Raw genomic sequence first — 15,811 nt, forward strand, 5'->3', positions numbered from 1 at the left:
AAAAAAGCGCCCTAAAGGCGCTTTTTTGCTATCTGCGATATTAATGATTCGAACCTGCCGCAGGTTCGGGTCGAACGAAGTGAGACAACGGAGCCGCTTGCGGCGACGGCCCGAAGGGCGAGCGAAGCGAGTCATCCTGCACGACCCACCAATGCAAAAAAGCGCCCTAAAGGCGCTTTTTTGCTATCTGCGATATTAATGATTCGAACCTGCCGCAGGTTCGGGTCGAACGAAGTGAGACAACGGAGCCGCTTGCGGCGACGGCCCGAAGGGCGAGCGAAGCGAGTCATCCTGCACGACCCACCAATGCAAAAAAGCGCCCTAAAGGCGCTTTTTTGCTATCTGCGATATTAATGATTCGAACCTGCCGCAGGTTCGGGTCGAACGAAGTGAGACAACGGAGCCGCTTGCGGCGACGGCCCGAAGGGCGAGCGAAGCGAGTCATCCTGCACGACCCACCAATGCAAAAAAGCGCCCTAAAGGCGCTTTTTTGCTATCTGAAGCAGCGTAAACCGATCAGAAGCGGTAACCCACGCCCACGTTAAAGCCGTTGATTGAGCGGCTGCCTTCCAGATCCGCATTCGTGCCTTCATAGCCGACGTTAACCGAGAAGTTTTCCACCGGGTTAAAAATCACCCCTGCGCCATAAGCAAATGAGGTGGATTTCTCAGAAATGCTGTCGCGTCCCACATAGCCGTCACCGGCATTATGCCAGGTGGTATTGCCTTCCGCTTTTGAACGCGCCACGCCGCCCAGCGCATACAGAGAAACATACTCATTGATGCGGTAAGCCGGGCCGACCAGCAGGGAATAATATTTGGCTTCGACGTGGTTTTGAACATAGTCAGAGGCGAGATAATAATTCTGGTCATCATCGCCTTTCATATAAGTGAAAGATCCCAGGAAGCTTACTGGCGAATCAAATTCATAACGGTACTGAACATTAACGCCACGGATGTTTTTAAAATCCTCTACTTTACTTTGCGCGTAACCTACTGAAACAGTGTGGTTATCCGCCAGTGCCGCGCCACTTGCCATCCCGCCCGCGAGTAAAATCGCCAGAGATACCTTTTTCATTGTTGTTAATCCTTTTAGTTTTCCGTTCATATTTTTCCCTGGATGAGCCGATCCGATACTCAGTAAAATATGCCACCTCATCCTGGGCGGCTAAAATTGTTACTTTTATGTTTAAATGTTTAAACACAGAACATTCTTAAAGGGCTTGAAATCGCCTTTTCAGGCATCCCCAAATATGGTGGGTAACAAAATAAACCCGCCATCGCTCTGAAAAATGGCTGATTTTCATACTGGCGCATTTTCCCCACGACTTTTGCCGCACGATCGGCTATCTTGTTTAGCATATAAAACAATCCTGCCATTTTATGCGGGAATCAGGCTTTGTAACCGCTAAATGGTTCAGCCAGCAAAACGAGATTGCATGATGAGCGTAATGTTTAGACCCGAAGATGCCATTTACCCGTTTCCGCCTAAGCCACGCCCTTTAAGCGGTGACGAAAAGATTTTCTATAAAGAGAAAATCAAACGCCTGCTAAAAGAGCGCGACGCGGTAATGGTGGCCCATTACTACACCGACCCGGAAATCCAGGCGCTGGCGGAAGAGACCGGCGGCTGCATTTCGGATTCGCTGGAAATGGCGCGCTTTGGCGCAAATCATCAAGCCTCCACGTTGCTGGTCGCCGGCGTACGTTTTATGGGGGAAACCGCCAAAATCCTCAGCCCGGAAAAAACCATTCTGATGCCGACACTTCAGGCCGAATGCTCGCTGGATCTTGGCTGCCCGATTGAGGAATTTAGCGCGTTCTGCGATGCGCACCCCGATCGCACCGTGGTGGTGTATGCCAATACCTCTGCCGCCGTGAAAGCGCGCGCCGACTGGGTGGTAACGTCCAGCATCGCGGTAGAGTTAATTGAGCATCTCGACAGCCTCGGCGAAAAAATCATTTGGGCGCCGGATCGCCATCTCGGCAACTACGTTCAGAAGCAGACCGGCGCAGATGTACTGTGCTGGCAGGGTGCGTGTATCGTTCACGATGAGTTTAAAACTCAGGCGCTGGCGCGCATGAAAGCACTTTATCCGCAGGCTGCGGTGCTGGTTCACCCGGAGTCACCGCAGGCGATTGTCGATATGGCTGATGCGGTGGGCTCAACCAGCCAGCTTATCGCCGCTGCCAAAACGCTGCCGCATCCGCAGCTCATCGTCGCGACCGATCGCGGCATTTTTTACAAAATGCAGCAGGCCTGCCCGGAAAAAGAGCTGCTGGAAGCGCCGACGGCGGGAGAGGGGGCAACCTGTCGTAGTTGCGCCCATTGCCCGTGGATGGCGATGAACGGCCTGCAAGCCATCGCTGAAGGGTTGGAAGCGGGCGGAAGCGCCCACGAGATCCATGTGGATGCCGCGCTGCGGGAAGGAGCATTAGTGCCGCTTAACCGCATGTTGGATTTTGCGGCTACACTTCGTCGTTAATACCAAATAACGAACGTCGCGTAACACACTACGCTCTGGGGAGAATATGGACTTTTTTAGCGTGCAGAATATCCTGGTTCACATTCCAATTGGGACCGGCGGTTATTCTCTGTCATGGATCGAAGCGATTGGCACTATTGCCGGGCTGCTGTGCATCTGGCTGGCGAGCCTGGAAAAAATCATCAACTACTTCTTCGGGCTGATTAACGTCACGCTGTTCGCGGTGATTTTCTTCCAGATCCAGCTGTACGCCAGCCTGCTGCTGCAACTTTTCTTCTTCGTTGCCAACATTTACGGCTGGTATGCCTGGTCGCGGCAAACGAACAACAACGAAGCGCTGCTGAAAATCCGCTGGCTGCCAATGCCGAAAGCCATGGGCTGGTTAGCCGCCTGTGTGGTAGCAATTGGTTTGATGACCGTGTATATCGATCCGGTGTTTGGATTCCTGACCCGGGTTGCGGTTTCGATCATGCAGGCGCTGGGCCTGAACGTGACCCAACCGGAACTCCAGCCGGACGCCTTCCCGTTCTGGGATTCCTGCATGATGGTGCTGTCGATTGTGGCGATGATCCTGATGACCCGCAAATACGTTGAAAACTGGCTGCTGTGGGTCATTATCAACGTTATCAGCGTCGTGATTTTCGCGTTGCAGGGTGTACTGGCGATGTCGCTGGAATACCTGATCCTGACGTTTATCGCGTTGAATGGCAGCCGGATGTGGATTAAATCGGCCCGCGAGCATGGCTCACGGGCGCTGAATTAATGATGATGGTGATGCGCGTCAGGCGTTGACTGGTAAAGATGGCAATCCGGCCCGTTGCAGGGCTGGTATTCCATCTGCACCGTGGCGTGTTCCACGTGGTATTCATGCTCAAGGAAGTAATGGATGCGGCCTAACAGCGCGTCATGATCGTGGGGCGGGATCACCTGAACGTGCAGCGTCATGACCGGTTTTTCTCCCACCAGCCAGATATGTATATGATGTACGTCGCGTACTTCAGGAATCGAACGGCTAAGGTTGCGCTTCAGCGCTGCGATATCCAGCGCTTTCGGCGCGCCTTCCAGCAGTTCATTCACGCTTTCCTTAAGCAATCGCCATGCGCTGCGCAAAACCAGGCAGGAAACCAGCACCGATAAAATCGGGTCGACAGGCGTCCAGCCGGTCCACAGGATCACCAGCGCGGCAATAATCGCGCCCACTGAACCCAGCAAATCCCCCAGCACATGCAGTGCCGCAGCGCGGACGTTCATGTTTTTCTCTTCACTGCCCCGGTGCAGTATCCAGAACGCCAGAAGATTGGCAAACAGCCCCGCGACGGCGATGACCATCATCGTTTTCCCGGCTACCGGTTGCGGATGCCAGAAACGCACAAACGCCTCGTACACGATCAGTACAGTGATCAGCACCAGCGCGATGGCATTGATAAACGCGGCAAGCGTCGTCAGGCGCAGCCAGCCAAAAGTATGCTGGTTATTCGGTGGACGACGGGCGAAATACACGGCAAGAAAGGCAAACAGCAGCGCGGCGGCATCGGTGAGCATATGTCCGGCATCAGCGAGCAGGGCCAGGGAGCCGGAAATCAAACCACCGATGACTTCCAGCACCATAAACGCCGCGGTAACGACAAAGGCGGTCAACAGCCTTTTGCTGTTACCGTTATTTTCGGAAGCGGGTGAATGAGAATGCGAGTGTGAGTGGGCCATAGCTACCTGATTTCTTGTTAGCATCCATGAATGATCAGGTTAAGTTACCAAAAATAAAGGAGAGCGAAAGCTCTCCTTTGTCTCATTCACTATTAATTAGTGAGTGGTACCGTCAGTGTTAGGGTTGACGTTGTCGCCACCCTGACCGGTTTCGACTTTGTCGTTGATGTCAGGACATTTACCGTCCTTACACTGGGTATTTTTATGGATCTCATCGGCTGAATTTGGGCCGGTGGACGTGGCACTGTTGGTGTTGCTGGTGTCAGGATGCAGCATGGTGCCGCCTGTGCCAGTACCGGTGGTGCCAGTGCCGGAAGTCCCCATATTGGTGCCAGTGGTCCCTGAGTTGCTCATGTTTTTATTGCCGGTATTGATGTCATTGCTATCAACACCTTTCGGAGCGATGTTTTGGTTCGCTTCCGGTGTGCCTACTCCTGCGCTGGCAGCGGCGTTGGCCGGGCCGTTATTATCAGTGGAGTTGGCGTTAGTTTCTGCGGCTAACGCCGCGCCACTGGCTAAAGAGAGCGTTGCGCTAAGAATTAATGCAGTCAGTTTGTTCATCGTCATGCTCCTGTTTTAGTCATCGTGCTGGAAAGTTTTCTTCCAACGTTACGTCAGATTGTGCTGGCAATAATCTGAAGCTAAGTTAAAAAATTTGCAGCCAAGGCATAAGTCAGCATGCAATTTCGTAAAAAAGCAAAAACAGAGTGGTTACAAGTAAAAATTGTAGACTCGATCGCGCTTTTCGCTACTTTCTGGCGTTTATTAGGTCATTTCCAGGAATTTTCTGCCCGAAGTGTAAAAGCGCGTTTACACTTCGAACGCGACGAGATAGATTGGAGGGATTGCACTTACTCGAAATTGTTGGGCCCCACTGGAAAGATCATGAATTATCAGAACGACGACTTACGAATCAACACCATCAATGAATTATTACCCCCTGTAGCGCTGTTAGAGAAGTTTCCCGCCACGGAAAAAGCGGCTGAAACCGTTTCTCAGTCACGCCAGGCCATTCATCAGATCCTGAAAGGCCAGGACGATCGCCTGCTGGTGGTGATTGGTCCGTGCTCGATTCACGATCCTAAAGCCGCAAAAGAATACGCCGCTCGTCTGCTGAACCTACGCGAAAGCCTTAAAGGTGAGCTGGAAGTGGTCATGCGCGTTTATTTTGAAAAACCGCGTACCACGGTGGGCTGGAAAGGGCTGATTAACGATCCGCATATGGATAACTCTTTCCAGATCAATGACGGCCTGCGTATCGCCCGTAAACTGCTGCTGGACATCAACGACTCAGGCTTACCGGCTGCCGGCGAATTCCTCGACATGATCACCCCGCAATACGTTGCCGATCTGATGAGCTGGGGCGCCATTGGCGCGCGCACCACCGAATCTCAGGTACACCGCGAGCTGGCGTCGGGTCTTTCCTGCCCGGTGGGGTTCAAAAACGGCACTGACGGCACCATCAAAGTGGCGATCGACGCCATCAATGCCGCCAGCGCGCCGCACTGTTTCCTGTCTGTGACCAAATGGGGCCACTCGGCAATTGTGAACACTAGCGGTAACGGCGACTGCCACATCATTCTGCGCGGCGGCAAAGAGCCGAACTACAGCGCGGCGCATGTGGCTGAGGTAAAAACCGGCCTGACTAAAGCGGGCATAACGCCGCAGGTGATGATCGATTTCAGCCATGCCAACTCCAGCAAGCAGTTCCACAAGCAGATGGAAGTGGGTACAGACGTCTGCAATCAGATTGCTAACGGTGAAAAAGCGATTATGGGCGTGATGATTGAAAGCCATCTGGTAGAAGGTAATCAGAGCCTGGAAAGCGGCGAGCCGCTGGTTTATGGCAAGAGCGTGACCGACGCCTGCATCGGCTGGGATGACACCGAAACCCTGCTGAACCAACTGGCCGCAGCGGTGAAAGCGCGTCGCGGATAAGCGAAGCGCGGAAATAAAAAAGGCGTGGTTGCTACCACGCCTTTTTTGTATTCAGTAGCGGATTACTTCGCTTTACCCTGGTTAGCAACGGCAGCGGCTTTCGCAGCGATCTCGTCAGCGTTACCCAGGTAGTAGTGTTTAATCGGTTTGAAGTTTTCATCGAACTCATACACCAACGGCACGCCGGTCGGGATGTTCAATTCAAGAATTTCGTCTTCGCCCATGTTGTCGAGGTATTTCACCAGCGCACGCAGGGAGTTGCCGTGTGCCGCGATAATCACGCGCTCACCGCTTTTCAGGCGTGGCAAAATGGTTTCGTTCCAGTAGGGAATGACGCGGTCGATGGTCAGCGCCAGGCTTTCGGTCAGCGGCAGCTCTTTCTCGGTCAGTTTCGCGTAACGCGGATCGTGGCCTGGATAACGTTCGTCGTCACGGGTCAGTTCCGGCGGGGTTACCGCAAAGCCGCGACGCCACTGTTTCACCTGCTCGTCGCCGTATTTTTCTGCGGTTTCTGCTTTGTTCAGGCCTTGCAGCGCACCGTAATGACGCTCGTTCAGTTTCCAGGATTTCTCAACCGGCAACCACGCCTGATCCAGCTCATCCAGTACATTCCACAGAGTATGGATGGCACGTTTCAGCACGGAGGTATAAGCAAAATCAAAGCTGAAGCCTTCTTCTTTCAGCAGTTTGCCCGCCGCTTTCGCTTCGCCAACGCCTTTTTCAGACAGGTCAACGTCGTACCAACCGGTGAAGCGGTTTTCGTTGTTCCACTGACTTTCACCGTGACGAACCAGTACCAGCTTAGTTACAGCCATAGATTTACTCCTGGGTTAAATGATAACGATAATCATTATATTGCCGTGTTTGCGACAGCGGCAACGCTAATTCTCTAACATAGCGAAAATAGCGGCGGAGTGTAAGGCGGATGTGACGTCAGGGTTATGATTTTGTCTCGCAAAGAACAGAATATCAGCGATATGGCGAAAAAAAGCCCTCCGGGTTTGGAGGGCTCAGCGGTTATTGCGCCCTGAACTGATAAATCGTGACGCTGCGGTACTCTTCGCCGGGGCGCAGAACGCAGTCCGGCTGCGGCCATTCCGGGTGGTTTGGGCTATCCGGCAGGAATTCACTTTCCAGCGCCAGGCCTTGCCAGGCGGAATAATTCCCTTGCTCGCGCGCCGGCGTGCCGTCGAGGAAATTCCCGGAATAAAACTGCAAAGCCGGGGCGGTGGTATACACCGTCATTTGCAGCTTTTCATCACTTGACCAGAGATGCGCCGCTGGGTGGGACAGGTCGCCTTTGGCCTGCAATAAAAACGCGTGATCGTAGCCTTTGACCTGCTGCTGATCGGCATCGCTCATAAACGCCTGGGCGATAACTTTCGGCTGGCGGAAATCAAAACTGGTCAGCGCGACTTTGGTGAGATCGCGTGTCGGAATGCCCATGCTGTCTACCGGCAGATACGCGTCGGCAAACAGTTGCAGGCGATGATTGCGCACATCGCCCTGCGCGCCATCCAGGTTGAAATAGGCGTGATTAGTCAGGTTTACCGGGCAGGGCTTATCCACCGTGGCGCGGTATTCAATCACCAGTTGGTTTTCCTGCGTCAGGGTGTAGTGCGCCCAGGCGCGCGCTTCGCCAGGGAAACCCTGATCACCATCCGGGGAGGTAAGGGTATACACCACTTCCGATTCATTCTTGCGCTCGATCAGCCAGCGGCGTTTATCAAAACCTTCCGGCCCGCCATGCAGCTGGTTCTCGCCCTGGCTTGGGGTCAGCGTGACGGTTTCACCCTCCAGGGTAAAGGTCGATTTGGCTATACGGTTGGCGTAGCGGCCAATGCTGGCACCTAAAAACGCGGTCTGGTTTTGCCACTCTTCCGGGGAAGGGCAGCCCAGCAGGGTCTCACGCACCGTACCGTCGCTCATCGGCACCCGCGCGGACAGCAGCGTCGCGCCCCAGTCCATTAATGTCACCACCATTCCCGCGCTGTTACGCAGGGTGGTAAGCCGATAAGGCAGCCCGTCAGGGGCGAGCGCCGTGGTTTCTCTTAACACTGTCCGGCTCCTTCTGAGGCTTTGCACACATAAAAGGTTTCTTTGATGCCTGTTTTCGCTTCGTATTGATTGGCTACCGCCTCTTTAACCGCAGGCACTAACGCTTCCGGCATCAGGGCCACGATGCAGCCGCCGAAGCCGCCGCCGGTCATACGCACGCCGCCTTCGTCGCCGATCTCCGCTTTAACGATATCTACCAGGGTGTCGATCTGCGGCACGGTGATTTCGAAATCGTCACGCATCGAGGCGTGGGATTCCGCCATCAGCACGCCCATTCGTTTCAGGTCGCCGCGCGCCAGTGCGTCTGCGGCTTCAACAGTACGGGCGTTTTCGGTCAGTACGTGACGCACACGTTTCGCAACAACCGGGTCCAGCTCATTCGCCACCGCGTTAAATTGCTCAATCTTCACATCGCGCAGCGCTTTTTGGGTGAAGAAGCGCGCGCCGGTTTCGCACTGCTCGCGGCGGGTATTGTATTCGCTGCCCACCAGAGTACGTTTGAAATTACTGTTGATGATCACCACCGCCACGCCTTCCGGCATCGGCACCGCTTTGGTGCCCAGAGAACGGCAGTCGATCAGCAGGGCATGATCTTTTTTACCCAGCGCGGAAATCAGCTGATCCATGATGCCGCAGTTACAGCCAACAAACTGGTTTTCCGCTTCCTGGCCGTTAAGGGCGATTTGCGCGCCATCCAGCGGCAGGTGATAAAGCTGCTGGAACACGGTGCCCACCGCCACTTCCAGCGAAGCCGATGAACTTAAACCCGCGCCCTGCGGCACATTGCCGCTGACCACCAGGTCCGCCCCGCCAAAACTGCGGTCACGCTGTTGCAGGTGCTTCACCACGCCGCGCACATAGTTCGACCACTGTTGAGAATCATGGCTGAGGATCGGCGCATCCAGAGAAAATTCGTCGATTTGGTTGTCATAATCGGCGGCAATCACCCGCACCGTGCGGTCATCCCGCGCCGCGCAGCTAATCACGGTTTGATAATCAATGGCGCAAGGCAGCACAAAACCGTCGTTATAGTCGGTGTGCTCGCCGATCAGGTTGACGCGCCCCGGTGCCTGAAGGGTATGGGTTGCAGGGTAGCCGAACGCATCAGCAAACAGAGATTGGGTTTTATCTTTCAGACTCATTATTAAACTCCGGACTCGCGAAAGTGAATGTCGCTTACCGCACGCAGGCGCTCGGCAGCTTGCTCAGCGGTTAAATCACGCTGGGTTTCGGCCAGCATTTCATAGCCCACCATAAATTTACGCACCGTGGCGGAACGCAGCAGCGGCGGGTAGAAATGGGCATGCAACTGCCAGGGCGTGGGGTCGTCTTCGGTAAACGGTGCGCCATGCCACCCCATAGAATAGGGGAAGGAGCACTGGAACAGGTTGTCATAGCGGCTGGTGAGTTTCTTCAGCGCCAGCGCCAGGTCGCGGCGCTGTTCGTCGCTCAGTTCGGTAATACGCGTGACGTGCGCTTTTGGCAGCAGCAGCGTTTCAAACGGCCAGGCCGCCCAGTAAGGTACCACCGCCAGCCAGTGCTCAGTTTCAACCACCGTACGGCTACCGTCCGCCTGTTCACGCTGAACGTAGTCCACCAGCATCGCACGGCCTTGCTCGGCGAAATACTCACGGTGAAGCTTATCTTCCCGCGCCGCTTCGTTCGGCAGGAAGCTATTCGCCCAGACCTGGCCATGCGGATGCGGGTTGGAGCAGCCCATCGCCGCGCCTTTGTTCTCAAATACCTGCACCCACGGGTAGGTTTTACCCAGTTCTTCGGTTTGCGCCTGCCAGGTGCTGACCACTTCTTCCAGCGCAGGCAGCGTCATTTCCGGCAGCGTTTTGCTGTGATCCGGTGAGAAGCAAATTACCCGGCTAGTGCCGCGCGCGCTTTCCAGCCGCATCAGCGGATCCTGGCTTTGCGGCGCGTCCGGCGTGTCGGTCATCAGCGCCGCAAAATCGTTGGTAAAGACGTACGTGCTGGTGTAATCCGGATTTTTATCGCCTGTGACCCGGACGTTACCGGGGCACAGGAAACAGTCGGGATCGTGGGACGGCAGCAGCGTGCTGGATGGCGTCTCCTGCGCGCCCTGCCACGGGCGCTTGGCGCGGTGCGGCGACACCAGGATCCATTGACCGCTCAGCGGGTTATAACGGCGATGTGGATGATCGACCGGGTTAAACTTTTCCATCTGCGTTCCTTAATCTGCATAGCCCTGGGGATGGCGCGACTGCCAGCGCCAGGTATCCTGTGCCATTTCATCCAGCGTGCGCGTCACGCGCCAGTTCAGCTCTTTGTCTGCTTTGCTGGCATCGGCCCAGTAGGCCGGGAGATCGCCGTCACGGCGCGGCGCAAAGTGATAATTCACCGGCTTGCCACAGGCTTTGCTGAAGGCGTTGACCACGTCCAGCACGCTGCTGCCGACGCCCGCGCCGAGGTTGTAAATATGCACGCCCGGTTTGCCCGCCAGTTGCTGCATCGCGGCGACGTGGCCGTCGGCCAGATCCATCACGTGGATATAATCGCGCACGCCGGTGCCGTCTTCGGTCGGATAGTCGTTGCCGAAAATCGCCAGCGAATCGCGGCGGCCCACCGCCACCTGGGCGATGTACGGCATCAAGTTATTCGGGATGCCCTGTGGATCTTCGCCCATATCCCCTGACGGATGCGCGCCGACCGGATTGAAGTAGCGCAGCAGCGCGATGCTCCATTGCGGATTGGCTTTCTGAAGGTCGGTAAGTATTTGCTCGACCATCAGCTTGCTCTTGCCATACGGGCTTTGCGGTGTGCCGGTCGGGAAGCTTTCAACATAGGGGATTTTCGGCTGGTCGCCGTACACCGTGGCAGAAGAACTGAAAATGAAATTGGTTACGTTAGCGGCGCGCATGGCGGAAATCAGGCGCAGCGTGCCGTTGACGTTGTTATCGTAATATTCGAGTGGCTTAGCGACGGATTCGCCCACGGCTTTCAGACCGGCAAAATGGATCACGGTATCAATGGCGTGGTCGTGGAGGATTTCGGTCAGCAGGCTTTCATTGCGGATATCCCCTTCGATAAACATTGGCTGTTTGCCGCCCAGGGTTTCAATAACCGGTAACACGCTGCGTTTACTGTTGCAGAGATTATCAAGGATGATGACGTCATGGCCATTTTGCAGCAGTTGCACGCAGGTATGACTGCCTATGTAACCGCTACCACCTGTTACTAAAACTCTCATATTTGGCTCCATTACGCTTATGGTATGTGTTAACCATAGCATAACAGACCGCGGTAAACTGTGATATCGGATAAAATAGTGGAATCGTTTACACTAAAATATCATGCGGATTCATTCCGTTAATAAATGATTTTAAAACAGGGGATTAGCCGTTGATAGATGCGGCTAGTCTGAAAAGGGGGCGCAAACCCCCTGTAGCGGCTATTTCAGTGTGTCGAATTGATAACGGTAGATTTCACCGTCCGGCATGAAAGTCAGGCGATGGGTAATACAGTCCGGCGCGTCTTCTGCATGGTGTGAAACAAACAGCAGCTGCGTTGCGCCTTCGCCGATCAGGACATCGACAAAGCGCCTTATCAGCTGGCGGTTGAGCGGGTCCAGCCCCTGTAACGGCTCATCGAGGATCAGCAAGGTGGGGTGCTTGACCAGCGCACGGGCGATCAGGGCCAGCCGCTGTTGCCCCCAGGAGAGGCTCTGGAATGGCGCATCGGCCACTTTATCGCTGATGCCAAGAATATCCAGCCACTGGCGGGTGAGTTTGTGCTGGCGGTCCGACACAGCCTGGTAGATCCCAATCGAATCAAAATAGCCGGACAGGATCACATTGCGCACCGTGGTGCTGACCCGGTAATCAAGATGCAAACTGCTGCTGACATAGCCGATATGCTTTTTGATATCCCAGATGGTTTCGCCGCTGCCGCGACGGCGGCCAAACAGCGTTAAATCATTGCTGTAGCCCTGAGGGTGATCGCCGGTGATCAGGCTTAGCAAGGTGGATTTCCCCGCACCGTTCGGCCCGACGATTTGCCAGTGCTCGCCGGGATTCACCGTCCAGCTCAGCTTATGCAGAATAGGGCGATCGTTATACGACACCACGCCATCGCGCAGGATAATACGCGGGGCGTCAGGGGCCAGCGTCACCGGCGTGGCCACATCCGGCTCAGGAAGGGTGGTACCCGCCAGTTTTTCGCTGTGCGCCAGTTGGGCGATCAGCGCCTGCTCGAGCAACTGCGCTTTGTTGCCCACTTCTGTCAATATGCAGTCCGCCAGCACCCCGGCGTTTTGCACAAACGCCGGGATCTCATCAAAGCGGTTTAACACCAACGCCAGGGTATGGCCTTCCTGACTTAACTGGCCCAGCAGTTGGGCAAGCTGTTCCCGGGAGTTCACGTCCAGGCCATCGAAAGGCTCATCGAGGATCAACAGATCGGGCCTGGGCATCAGCGCCTGGCACAACAAGGTTTTGCGGGTTTCACCGGTAGAGAGATATTTAAAGCGCCGTTCCAGCAAATGCGTAATGCCGAAGCGTTCCGCGAGCGCCTGGCAGCGGGCAGGATCGTGAATGTCTTCCTGAATGATTTGCGCGGTGGTGCGTCCGGTATCGTCTTCGCCAGGGCCCAGCAAATCGGTGTTATTGCGCTGCCACTCCTCGCTGACCAGCTTTTGTAGCTGCTCGAACGACAGCCGCACGATGCGCTGGAAACTGCATTCGCGCAGGCCTTTCAATAGCGGCAGCTCGCCGGAGAGCGCCTTTGCCAGCGCCGATTTACCGCTGCCGTTGGCCCCGACAAACGCCCAGCTTTCGCCAGCGCGTAGCGTGATATCGGCAAGCTGTAGGGTGCGGGTATCGCTAATGCGAAACGTGCCTTGCGAAATTTGCAATACTGACATGTGTTATCCCATTTTTTGCAGCAAATAAGCATCAGGGATACGTTGCGCGCCCGGAATTGTCAACCAGGCATTGTGTTTTAGCAGAGCGTGGCAACGATTAATGAATCGGCATTAAAATAGGCAATCACCTCAGCGCCTTCTTCCGGATTAAGCTCGGCTACCTGTTGCGCCGTCAGCGTGGCGCATACCCGTTGCCCACCCGCTACGGTCACCACCACTTCACTTTGGTCGTCAGCGTGTTCAACGGCGCCGATTGTGCCCGCGAGCTGATTGTCTGCGTTCGCAGCCTGCGCTGGATCGCGGGTAATTTGCACCCAGGGCGCTTTCAGCAGCACCAGCACTTCCCGGCCAGTCTCCAGCCCGAGACGTTGCGCGCTGCGGGCGGTAATCGCCGCGTTCAGGCGGGTTACGCCATCCGCCAGCAAAATGATGAGATGTTCTTGCACCGAATGACCCTCGCGGTGCGTCACGGTGCCAAACCACTGGTTGCGGGCGCTGGTTTGCAGAGAAAACCGAGAGATTGCCGCCAGCAGGCTGTCCAGCGGCAGGCTGTCGTCGCTCAGTACATCGAAGGCTTTTTGCTGGATTTGCCCCAGCAGATCGTAGAGCTGGATCAGGCGCTTGCCATACGTTGTCACCACTGCGCCGCCGCCGCCTTTGCCGCCGGTCGCCCGGTCCACCAGCGGTTGGTCGCTGAGCTGGTTCATCTCGTTAACGGCATCCCAGGCGCTCTTATAACTGATGTTGGCGAGCTTCGCGCCCTGGCTAATTGATCCGGTATGTTCTATTTGTTTAAGCAGCGCGATGCGTCGCGGGTCAGCAAACAGGCGTTGCTGGAGTTTAAGAGTAAGAAGAATTTCCGCTTGCATATCCGGCTCCGGGTAAAACGGCTATTGTGACTGAAAGCCCGACGGCGACGCAAATGGCACAAAAAGGAGAGTGCGTTTTTTATGAGGGACGTTAAAATAACGCTCCCTGTATTCTGGAGGCTACCATGTTCGAGTTGTTGAAAAGTCTGGTGTTTGCCGTAATCATGGTGCCCGTGGTGATGGCCATCATCCTGGGTTTGATTTATGGCCTGGGCGAAGTCTTTAACGTCTTCTCCACTATTGGTCACAAAGACCGCTCAAAGCAGCAGCACTGATTCCCCCCAACGCCCGGTTTATCCGGGCGTTTTCTCTCAAGTCCCTTCACATTTTGCCGATTAATGCTTTGATAATCTGATGTGCACCGTTATATTGCTGGCTACATAACGATGCTCAATGGAGAAGCACATGGCAAATAAATGGTTGAAACTGACGACGGGTATTGCACTGTCTCTGGGGCTGGCGACACAAGCGCTGGCGGCTGACGGAAAAATCACCGTGTTTGCAGCGGCGTCCCTGACCAACGCGATGCAGGACATTGCGGCCCAATATAAAAAAGAGAAGCAGGTGGAGGTGGTTTCCTCGTTTGCTTCGTCGTCGACCCTGGCGCGTCAGATTGAAGCGGGCGCACCGGCGGATCTGTTTATCTCCGCCGATCAGAAGTGGATGGACTACGCCAGCGATAAAAAATCCATCGACGCCGCCACTCGCGAAACGCTGCTGGGCAACAGCCTGGTGGTGGTTGCGCCAAAAGAGAGCAAGCAGGGCGATATTGCGATTAACGACAAAACCGACTGGCAGAGCCTGCTGAAAGGTGGCCGTCTGGCGGTGGGTGATCCTGAGCACGTCCCGGCTGGCATTTACGCCAAAGAAGCGCTGCAAAAGCTCGGCGCGTGGAATAACGTCAGCCCGAGCCTGGCCCCTGCGGAAGACGTGCGCGGCGCGCTGGCGCTGGTTGAGCGTAACGAAGCGCCGCTCGGCATCGTTTACGGCTCTGACGCGGTCGCCGGTAAAGGCGTTAAAGTGGTAGGCACCTTCCCGGAGAATTCCCACAAAAAAGTGGAATACCCCATGGCTATCATCGACGGGCATAATAACGCCCAGGTAAACGCATTTTACGATTACCTGAAAGGGCCGCAGGCAGCGGCAATCTTTAAACAATACGGATTTACCACTCACTAATGATGTTAACGGAACCCGAATGGCAGGCCGTGTTGCTGAGCCTCAAAGTCTCATCGATTGCAGTATTAATTAGTTTGCCCTTCGGGATCTTGTGTGCCTGGGTGCTGGTAAGATGCAGCTTCCCGGGCAAATCGCTGTTCGACAGCCTGATCCATCTGCCGCTGGTGCTCCCGCCCGTCGTGGTCGGGTATTTATTGCTGGTGGCGATGGGACGGCGCGGTTTTATCGGCCAATGGCTGTACGACTGGTTTGGACTGACGTTCGCCTTTAGCTGGCGCGGCGCGGTGCTGGCGGCGGGCGTGATGTCATTCCCGCTGATGGTACGCGCGATCCGCCTGGCGCTGGAAGCGGTAGATTTAAAACTTGAGCAGGCGGCGCGCACCCTCGGCGCGGGCCGCTGGCGGGTATTTTTCACTATCACGTTACCGCTGACTTTACCCGGCATTATTGCCGGTACCGTGCTGGCTTTTGCCCGTTCGCTCGGCGAGTTCGGCGCGACCATCACCTTTGTTTCCAACATCCCTGGCGAAACCCGCACCATTCCTTCCGCCATGTATACCCTGATCCAGACGCCGGGCGGTGAAAGCGCGGCGGCGCGGCTGTGCCTGATTTCCATCGTGCTGGCGGTGATGTCGCTGATGATCGCCGAATGGCTGGCCCGCATTAGCCGTAAGCGGATGGGGAACTGAT

17 protein-coding genes and 3 other RNA genes are annotated in these 15,811 nt (G+C 55.4%); 9 read left to right on the forward strand and 11 right to left on the reverse strand.

The features are described 5' to 3' along the window. Positions 1-29 precede the first annotated feature (29 nt). The 3 genes from RT120_RS06560 to RT120_RS06570 all read left to right on the forward strand — a co-directional run bounded on the left by RT120_RS06560 (position 30) and on the right by RT120_RS06570 (position 461). Positions 30-151: non-coding RNA, RtT sRNA (locus RT120_RS06560), on the forward strand. 33 nt (positions 152-184) lie between these two features. Then, positions 185-306, forward strand: a non-coding RNA gene (locus tag RT120_RS06565) — RtT sRNA. A gap of 33 nt (positions 307-339) precedes the next feature. Then, positions 340-461, forward strand: a non-coding RNA gene (locus RT120_RS06570) — RtT sRNA. Between the two features lie 55 nt (positions 462-516). On the opposite strand, the gene RT120_RS06575 is transcribed toward RT120_RS06570, so the two are convergent. Both RT120_RS06575 and RT120_RS06580 read right to left on the reverse strand, forming a co-directional pair. Beyond that, positions 517-1,077, reverse strand: a complete 561-nt coding sequence (locus tag RT120_RS06575; RefSeq protein WP_312980951.1) for an Ail/Lom family outer membrane beta-barrel protein — start codon at positions 1,075-1,077, stop codon at positions 517-519. A 119-nt stretch (positions 1,078-1,196) separates the two neighbouring features. Further along, positions 1,197-1,361, reverse strand: a complete 165-nt coding sequence (locus RT120_RS06580; protein WP_312980954.1) for a hypothetical protein — start codon at positions 1,359-1,361, stop codon at positions 1,197-1,199. An 80-nt stretch (positions 1,362-1,441) separates the two neighbouring features. On the opposite strand from RT120_RS06580, the gene nadA reads away from it, so the two are divergent. Both nadA and pnuC read left to right on the forward strand, forming a co-directional pair. Further along, positions 1,442-2,485 (forward strand): quinolinate synthase NadA, encoded by a 1,044-nt coding sequence (nadA, locus tag RT120_RS06585; RefSeq protein ID WP_312981496.1) that lies wholly within the window; start codon positions 1,442-1,444, stop codon positions 2,483-2,485. A gap of 46 nt (positions 2,486-2,531) precedes the next feature. After that, a complete protein-coding gene (gene pnuC, locus RT120_RS06590; protein WP_312980957.1) occupies positions 2,532-3,248 on the forward strand; it encodes a nicotinamide riboside transporter PnuC in 717 nt (238 codons plus the stop codon). Here the strand turns inward: pnuC and zitB are convergent. Both zitB and RT120_RS06600 read right to left on the reverse strand, forming a co-directional pair. After that, positions 3,245-4,189, reverse strand: a complete 945-nt coding sequence (gene zitB / locus RT120_RS06595; RefSeq protein WP_312980960.1) for a CDF family zinc transporter ZitB — start codon at positions 4,187-4,189, stop codon at positions 3,245-3,247. The genes pnuC and zitB overlap by 4 nt on opposite strands. Positions 4,190-4,285: 96 nt before the next feature. Then, on the reverse strand, positions 4,286-4,756 hold the full coding sequence (locus tag RT120_RS06600; protein WP_312980963.1) for a protein YbgS: 471 nt from the start codon (positions 4,754-4,756) through the stop codon (positions 4,286-4,288). 318 nt (positions 4,757-5,074) lie between these two features. Between RT120_RS06600 and aroG the strand changes: the two genes are divergently transcribed. Next, positions 5,075-6,127 carry a 3-deoxy-7-phosphoheptulonate synthase AroG gene (aroG, locus tag RT120_RS06605; RefSeq protein ID WP_312980966.1) on the forward strand — a complete coding sequence of 351 codons (1,053 nt, stop codon included), beginning with the start codon at positions 5,075-5,077 and terminating at the stop codon, positions 6,125-6,127. Between the two features lie 62 nt (positions 6,128-6,189). Here the strand turns inward: aroG and gpmA are convergent, their stop codons facing one another. The 7 genes from gpmA to modE all read right to left on the reverse strand — a co-directional run bounded on the left by gpmA (position 6,190) and on the right by modE (position 13,942). Further along, positions 6,190-6,942 carry a 2,3-diphosphoglycerate-dependent phosphoglycerate mutase gene (gene gpmA, locus RT120_RS06610; RefSeq protein WP_125292487.1) on the reverse strand — a complete coding sequence of 251 codons (753 nt, stop codon included), beginning with the start codon at positions 6,940-6,942 and terminating at the stop codon, positions 6,190-6,192. 202 nt (positions 6,943-7,144) lie between these two features. Continuing rightward, positions 7,145-8,185: a galactose-1-epimerase gene (galM, locus tag RT120_RS06615; RefSeq protein ID WP_312980969.1), complete on the reverse strand. Its 1,041-nt coding sequence runs from the start codon at positions 8,183-8,185 to the stop codon at positions 7,145-7,147. Continuing rightward, positions 8,179-9,327, reverse strand: a complete 1,149-nt coding sequence (gene galK, locus RT120_RS06620) for a galactokinase (protein ID WP_312980972.1) — start codon at positions 9,325-9,327, stop codon at positions 8,179-8,181. The genes galM and galK overlap by 7 nt, the downstream gene beginning before the upstream one ends. A 2-nt stretch (positions 9,328-9,329) precedes the next feature. Beyond that, the gene (gene galT / locus RT120_RS06625) at positions 9,330-10,376 is read right to left on the reverse strand and encodes a galactose-1-phosphate uridylyltransferase (RefSeq protein WP_312980975.1); all 1,047 of its coding nucleotides are present in this window, start codon (positions 10,374-10,376) and stop codon (positions 9,330-9,332) included. Between the two features lie 9 nt (positions 10,377-10,385). Then, on the reverse strand, positions 10,386-11,402 hold the full coding sequence (gene galE / locus RT120_RS06630) for a UDP-glucose 4-epimerase GalE (RefSeq protein WP_144129023.1): 1,017 nt from the start codon (positions 11,400-11,402) through the stop codon (positions 10,386-10,388). A gap of 201 nt (positions 11,403-11,603) precedes the next feature. Further along, positions 11,604-13,073 carry a molybdate ABC transporter ATP-binding protein ModF gene (gene modF / locus RT120_RS06635; RefSeq protein ID WP_312980978.1) on the reverse strand — a complete coding sequence of 490 codons (1,470 nt, stop codon included), beginning with the start codon at positions 13,071-13,073 and terminating at the stop codon, positions 11,604-11,606. A gap of 77 nt (positions 13,074-13,150) precedes the next feature. Continuing rightward, positions 13,151-13,942, reverse strand: a complete 792-nt coding sequence (gene modE / locus RT120_RS06640; RefSeq protein WP_312980981.1) for a molybdenum-dependent transcriptional regulator — start codon at positions 13,940-13,942, stop codon at positions 13,151-13,153. A 125-nt stretch (positions 13,943-14,067) separates the two neighbouring features. On the opposite strand from modE, the gene RT120_RS06645 reads away from it, so the two are divergent. The 3 genes from RT120_RS06645 to modB all read left to right on the forward strand — a co-directional run bounded on the left by RT120_RS06645 (position 14,068) and on the right by modB (position 15,810). Next, positions 14,068-14,217 carry an AcrZ family multidrug efflux pump-associated protein gene (locus RT120_RS06645; RefSeq protein ID WP_125292480.1) on the forward strand — a complete coding sequence of 50 codons (150 nt, stop codon included), beginning with the start codon at positions 14,068-14,070 and terminating at the stop codon, positions 14,215-14,217. 130 nt (positions 14,218-14,347) lie between these two features. Next, a complete protein-coding gene (gene modA, locus RT120_RS06650; RefSeq protein WP_312980984.1) occupies positions 14,348-15,121 on the forward strand; it encodes a molybdate ABC transporter substrate-binding protein in 774 nt (257 codons plus the stop codon). Next, positions 15,121-15,810: a molybdate ABC transporter permease subunit gene (gene modB, locus RT120_RS06655; RefSeq protein ID WP_312980987.1), complete on the forward strand. Its 690-nt coding sequence runs from the start codon at positions 15,121-15,123 to the stop codon at positions 15,808-15,810. The genes modA and modB overlap by 1 nt, the downstream gene beginning before the upstream one ends. Position 15,811 lies beyond the last annotated feature (1 nt).

The sequence above is a fragment of the Atlantibacter sp. genome (genome assembly GCF_032062175.1).
In the GTDB taxonomy this organism is placed as follows: Bacteria; Pseudomonadota; Gammaproteobacteria; order Enterobacterales; family Enterobacteriaceae; genus Atlantibacter.

What these genes read in the sequence shown, in the direction of transcription:
- RT120_RS06575 (WP_312980951.1), bottom strand. Translation starts at nt 1,077, where the DNA reads ATGAAAAAGGTATCTCTGGCGATTTTACTCGCGGGCGGGATGGCAAGT.
- galK (WP_312980972.1), bottom strand. Translation starts at nt 9,327, where the DNA reads ATGAGTCTGAAAGATAAAACCCAATCTCTGTTTGCTGATGCGTTCGGC.
- pnuC (WP_312980957.1), top strand. Translation starts at nt 2,532, where the DNA reads ATGGACTTTTTTAGCGTGCAGAATATCCTGGTTCACATTCCAATTGGG.
- RT120_RS06600 (WP_312980963.1), bottom strand. Translation starts at nt 4,756, where the DNA reads ATGACGATGAACAAACTGACTGCATTAATTCTTAGCGCAACGCTCTCT.
- RT120_RS06580 (WP_312980954.1), bottom strand. Translation starts at nt 1,361, where the DNA reads ATGCTAAACAAGATAGCCGATCGTGCGGCAAAAGTCGTGGGGAAAATG.
- galE (WP_144129023.1), bottom strand. Translation starts at nt 11,402, where the DNA reads ATGAGAGTTTTAGTAACAGGTGGTAGCGGTTACATAGGCAGTCATACC.
- gpmA (WP_125292487.1), bottom strand. Translation starts at nt 6,942, where the DNA reads ATGGCTGTAACTAAGCTGGTACTGGTTCGTCACGGTGAAAGTCAGTGG.
- modF (WP_312980978.1), bottom strand. Translation starts at nt 13,073, where the DNA reads ATGTCAGTATTGCAAATTTCGCAAGGCACGTTTCGCATTAGCGATACC.
- modE (WP_312980981.1), bottom strand. Translation starts at nt 13,942, where the DNA reads ATGCAAGCGGAAATTCTTCTTACTCTTAAACTCCAGCAACGCCTGTTT.
- aroG (WP_312980966.1), top strand. Translation starts at nt 5,075, where the DNA reads ATGAATTATCAGAACGACGACTTACGAATCAACACCATCAATGAATTA.
- modA (WP_312980984.1), top strand. Translation starts at nt 14,348, where the DNA reads ATGGCAAATAAATGGTTGAAACTGACGACGGGTATTGCACTGTCTCTG.
- galT (WP_312980975.1), bottom strand. Translation starts at nt 10,376, where the DNA reads ATGGAAAAGTTTAACCCGGTCGATCATCCACATCGCCGTTATAACCCG.
- zitB (WP_312980960.1), bottom strand. Translation starts at nt 4,189, where the DNA reads ATGGCCCACTCACACTCGCATTCTCATTCACCCGCTTCCGAAAATAAC.
- modB (WP_312980987.1), top strand. Translation starts at nt 15,121, where the DNA reads ATGATGTTAACGGAACCCGAATGGCAGGCCGTGTTGCTGAGCCTCAAA.
- RT120_RS06645 (WP_125292480.1), top strand. Translation starts at nt 14,068, where the DNA reads ATGTTCGAGTTGTTGAAAAGTCTGGTGTTTGCCGTAATCATGGTGCCC.
- nadA (WP_312981496.1), top strand. Translation starts at nt 1,442, where the DNA reads ATGAGCGTAATGTTTAGACCCGAAGATGCCATTTACCCGTTTCCGCCT.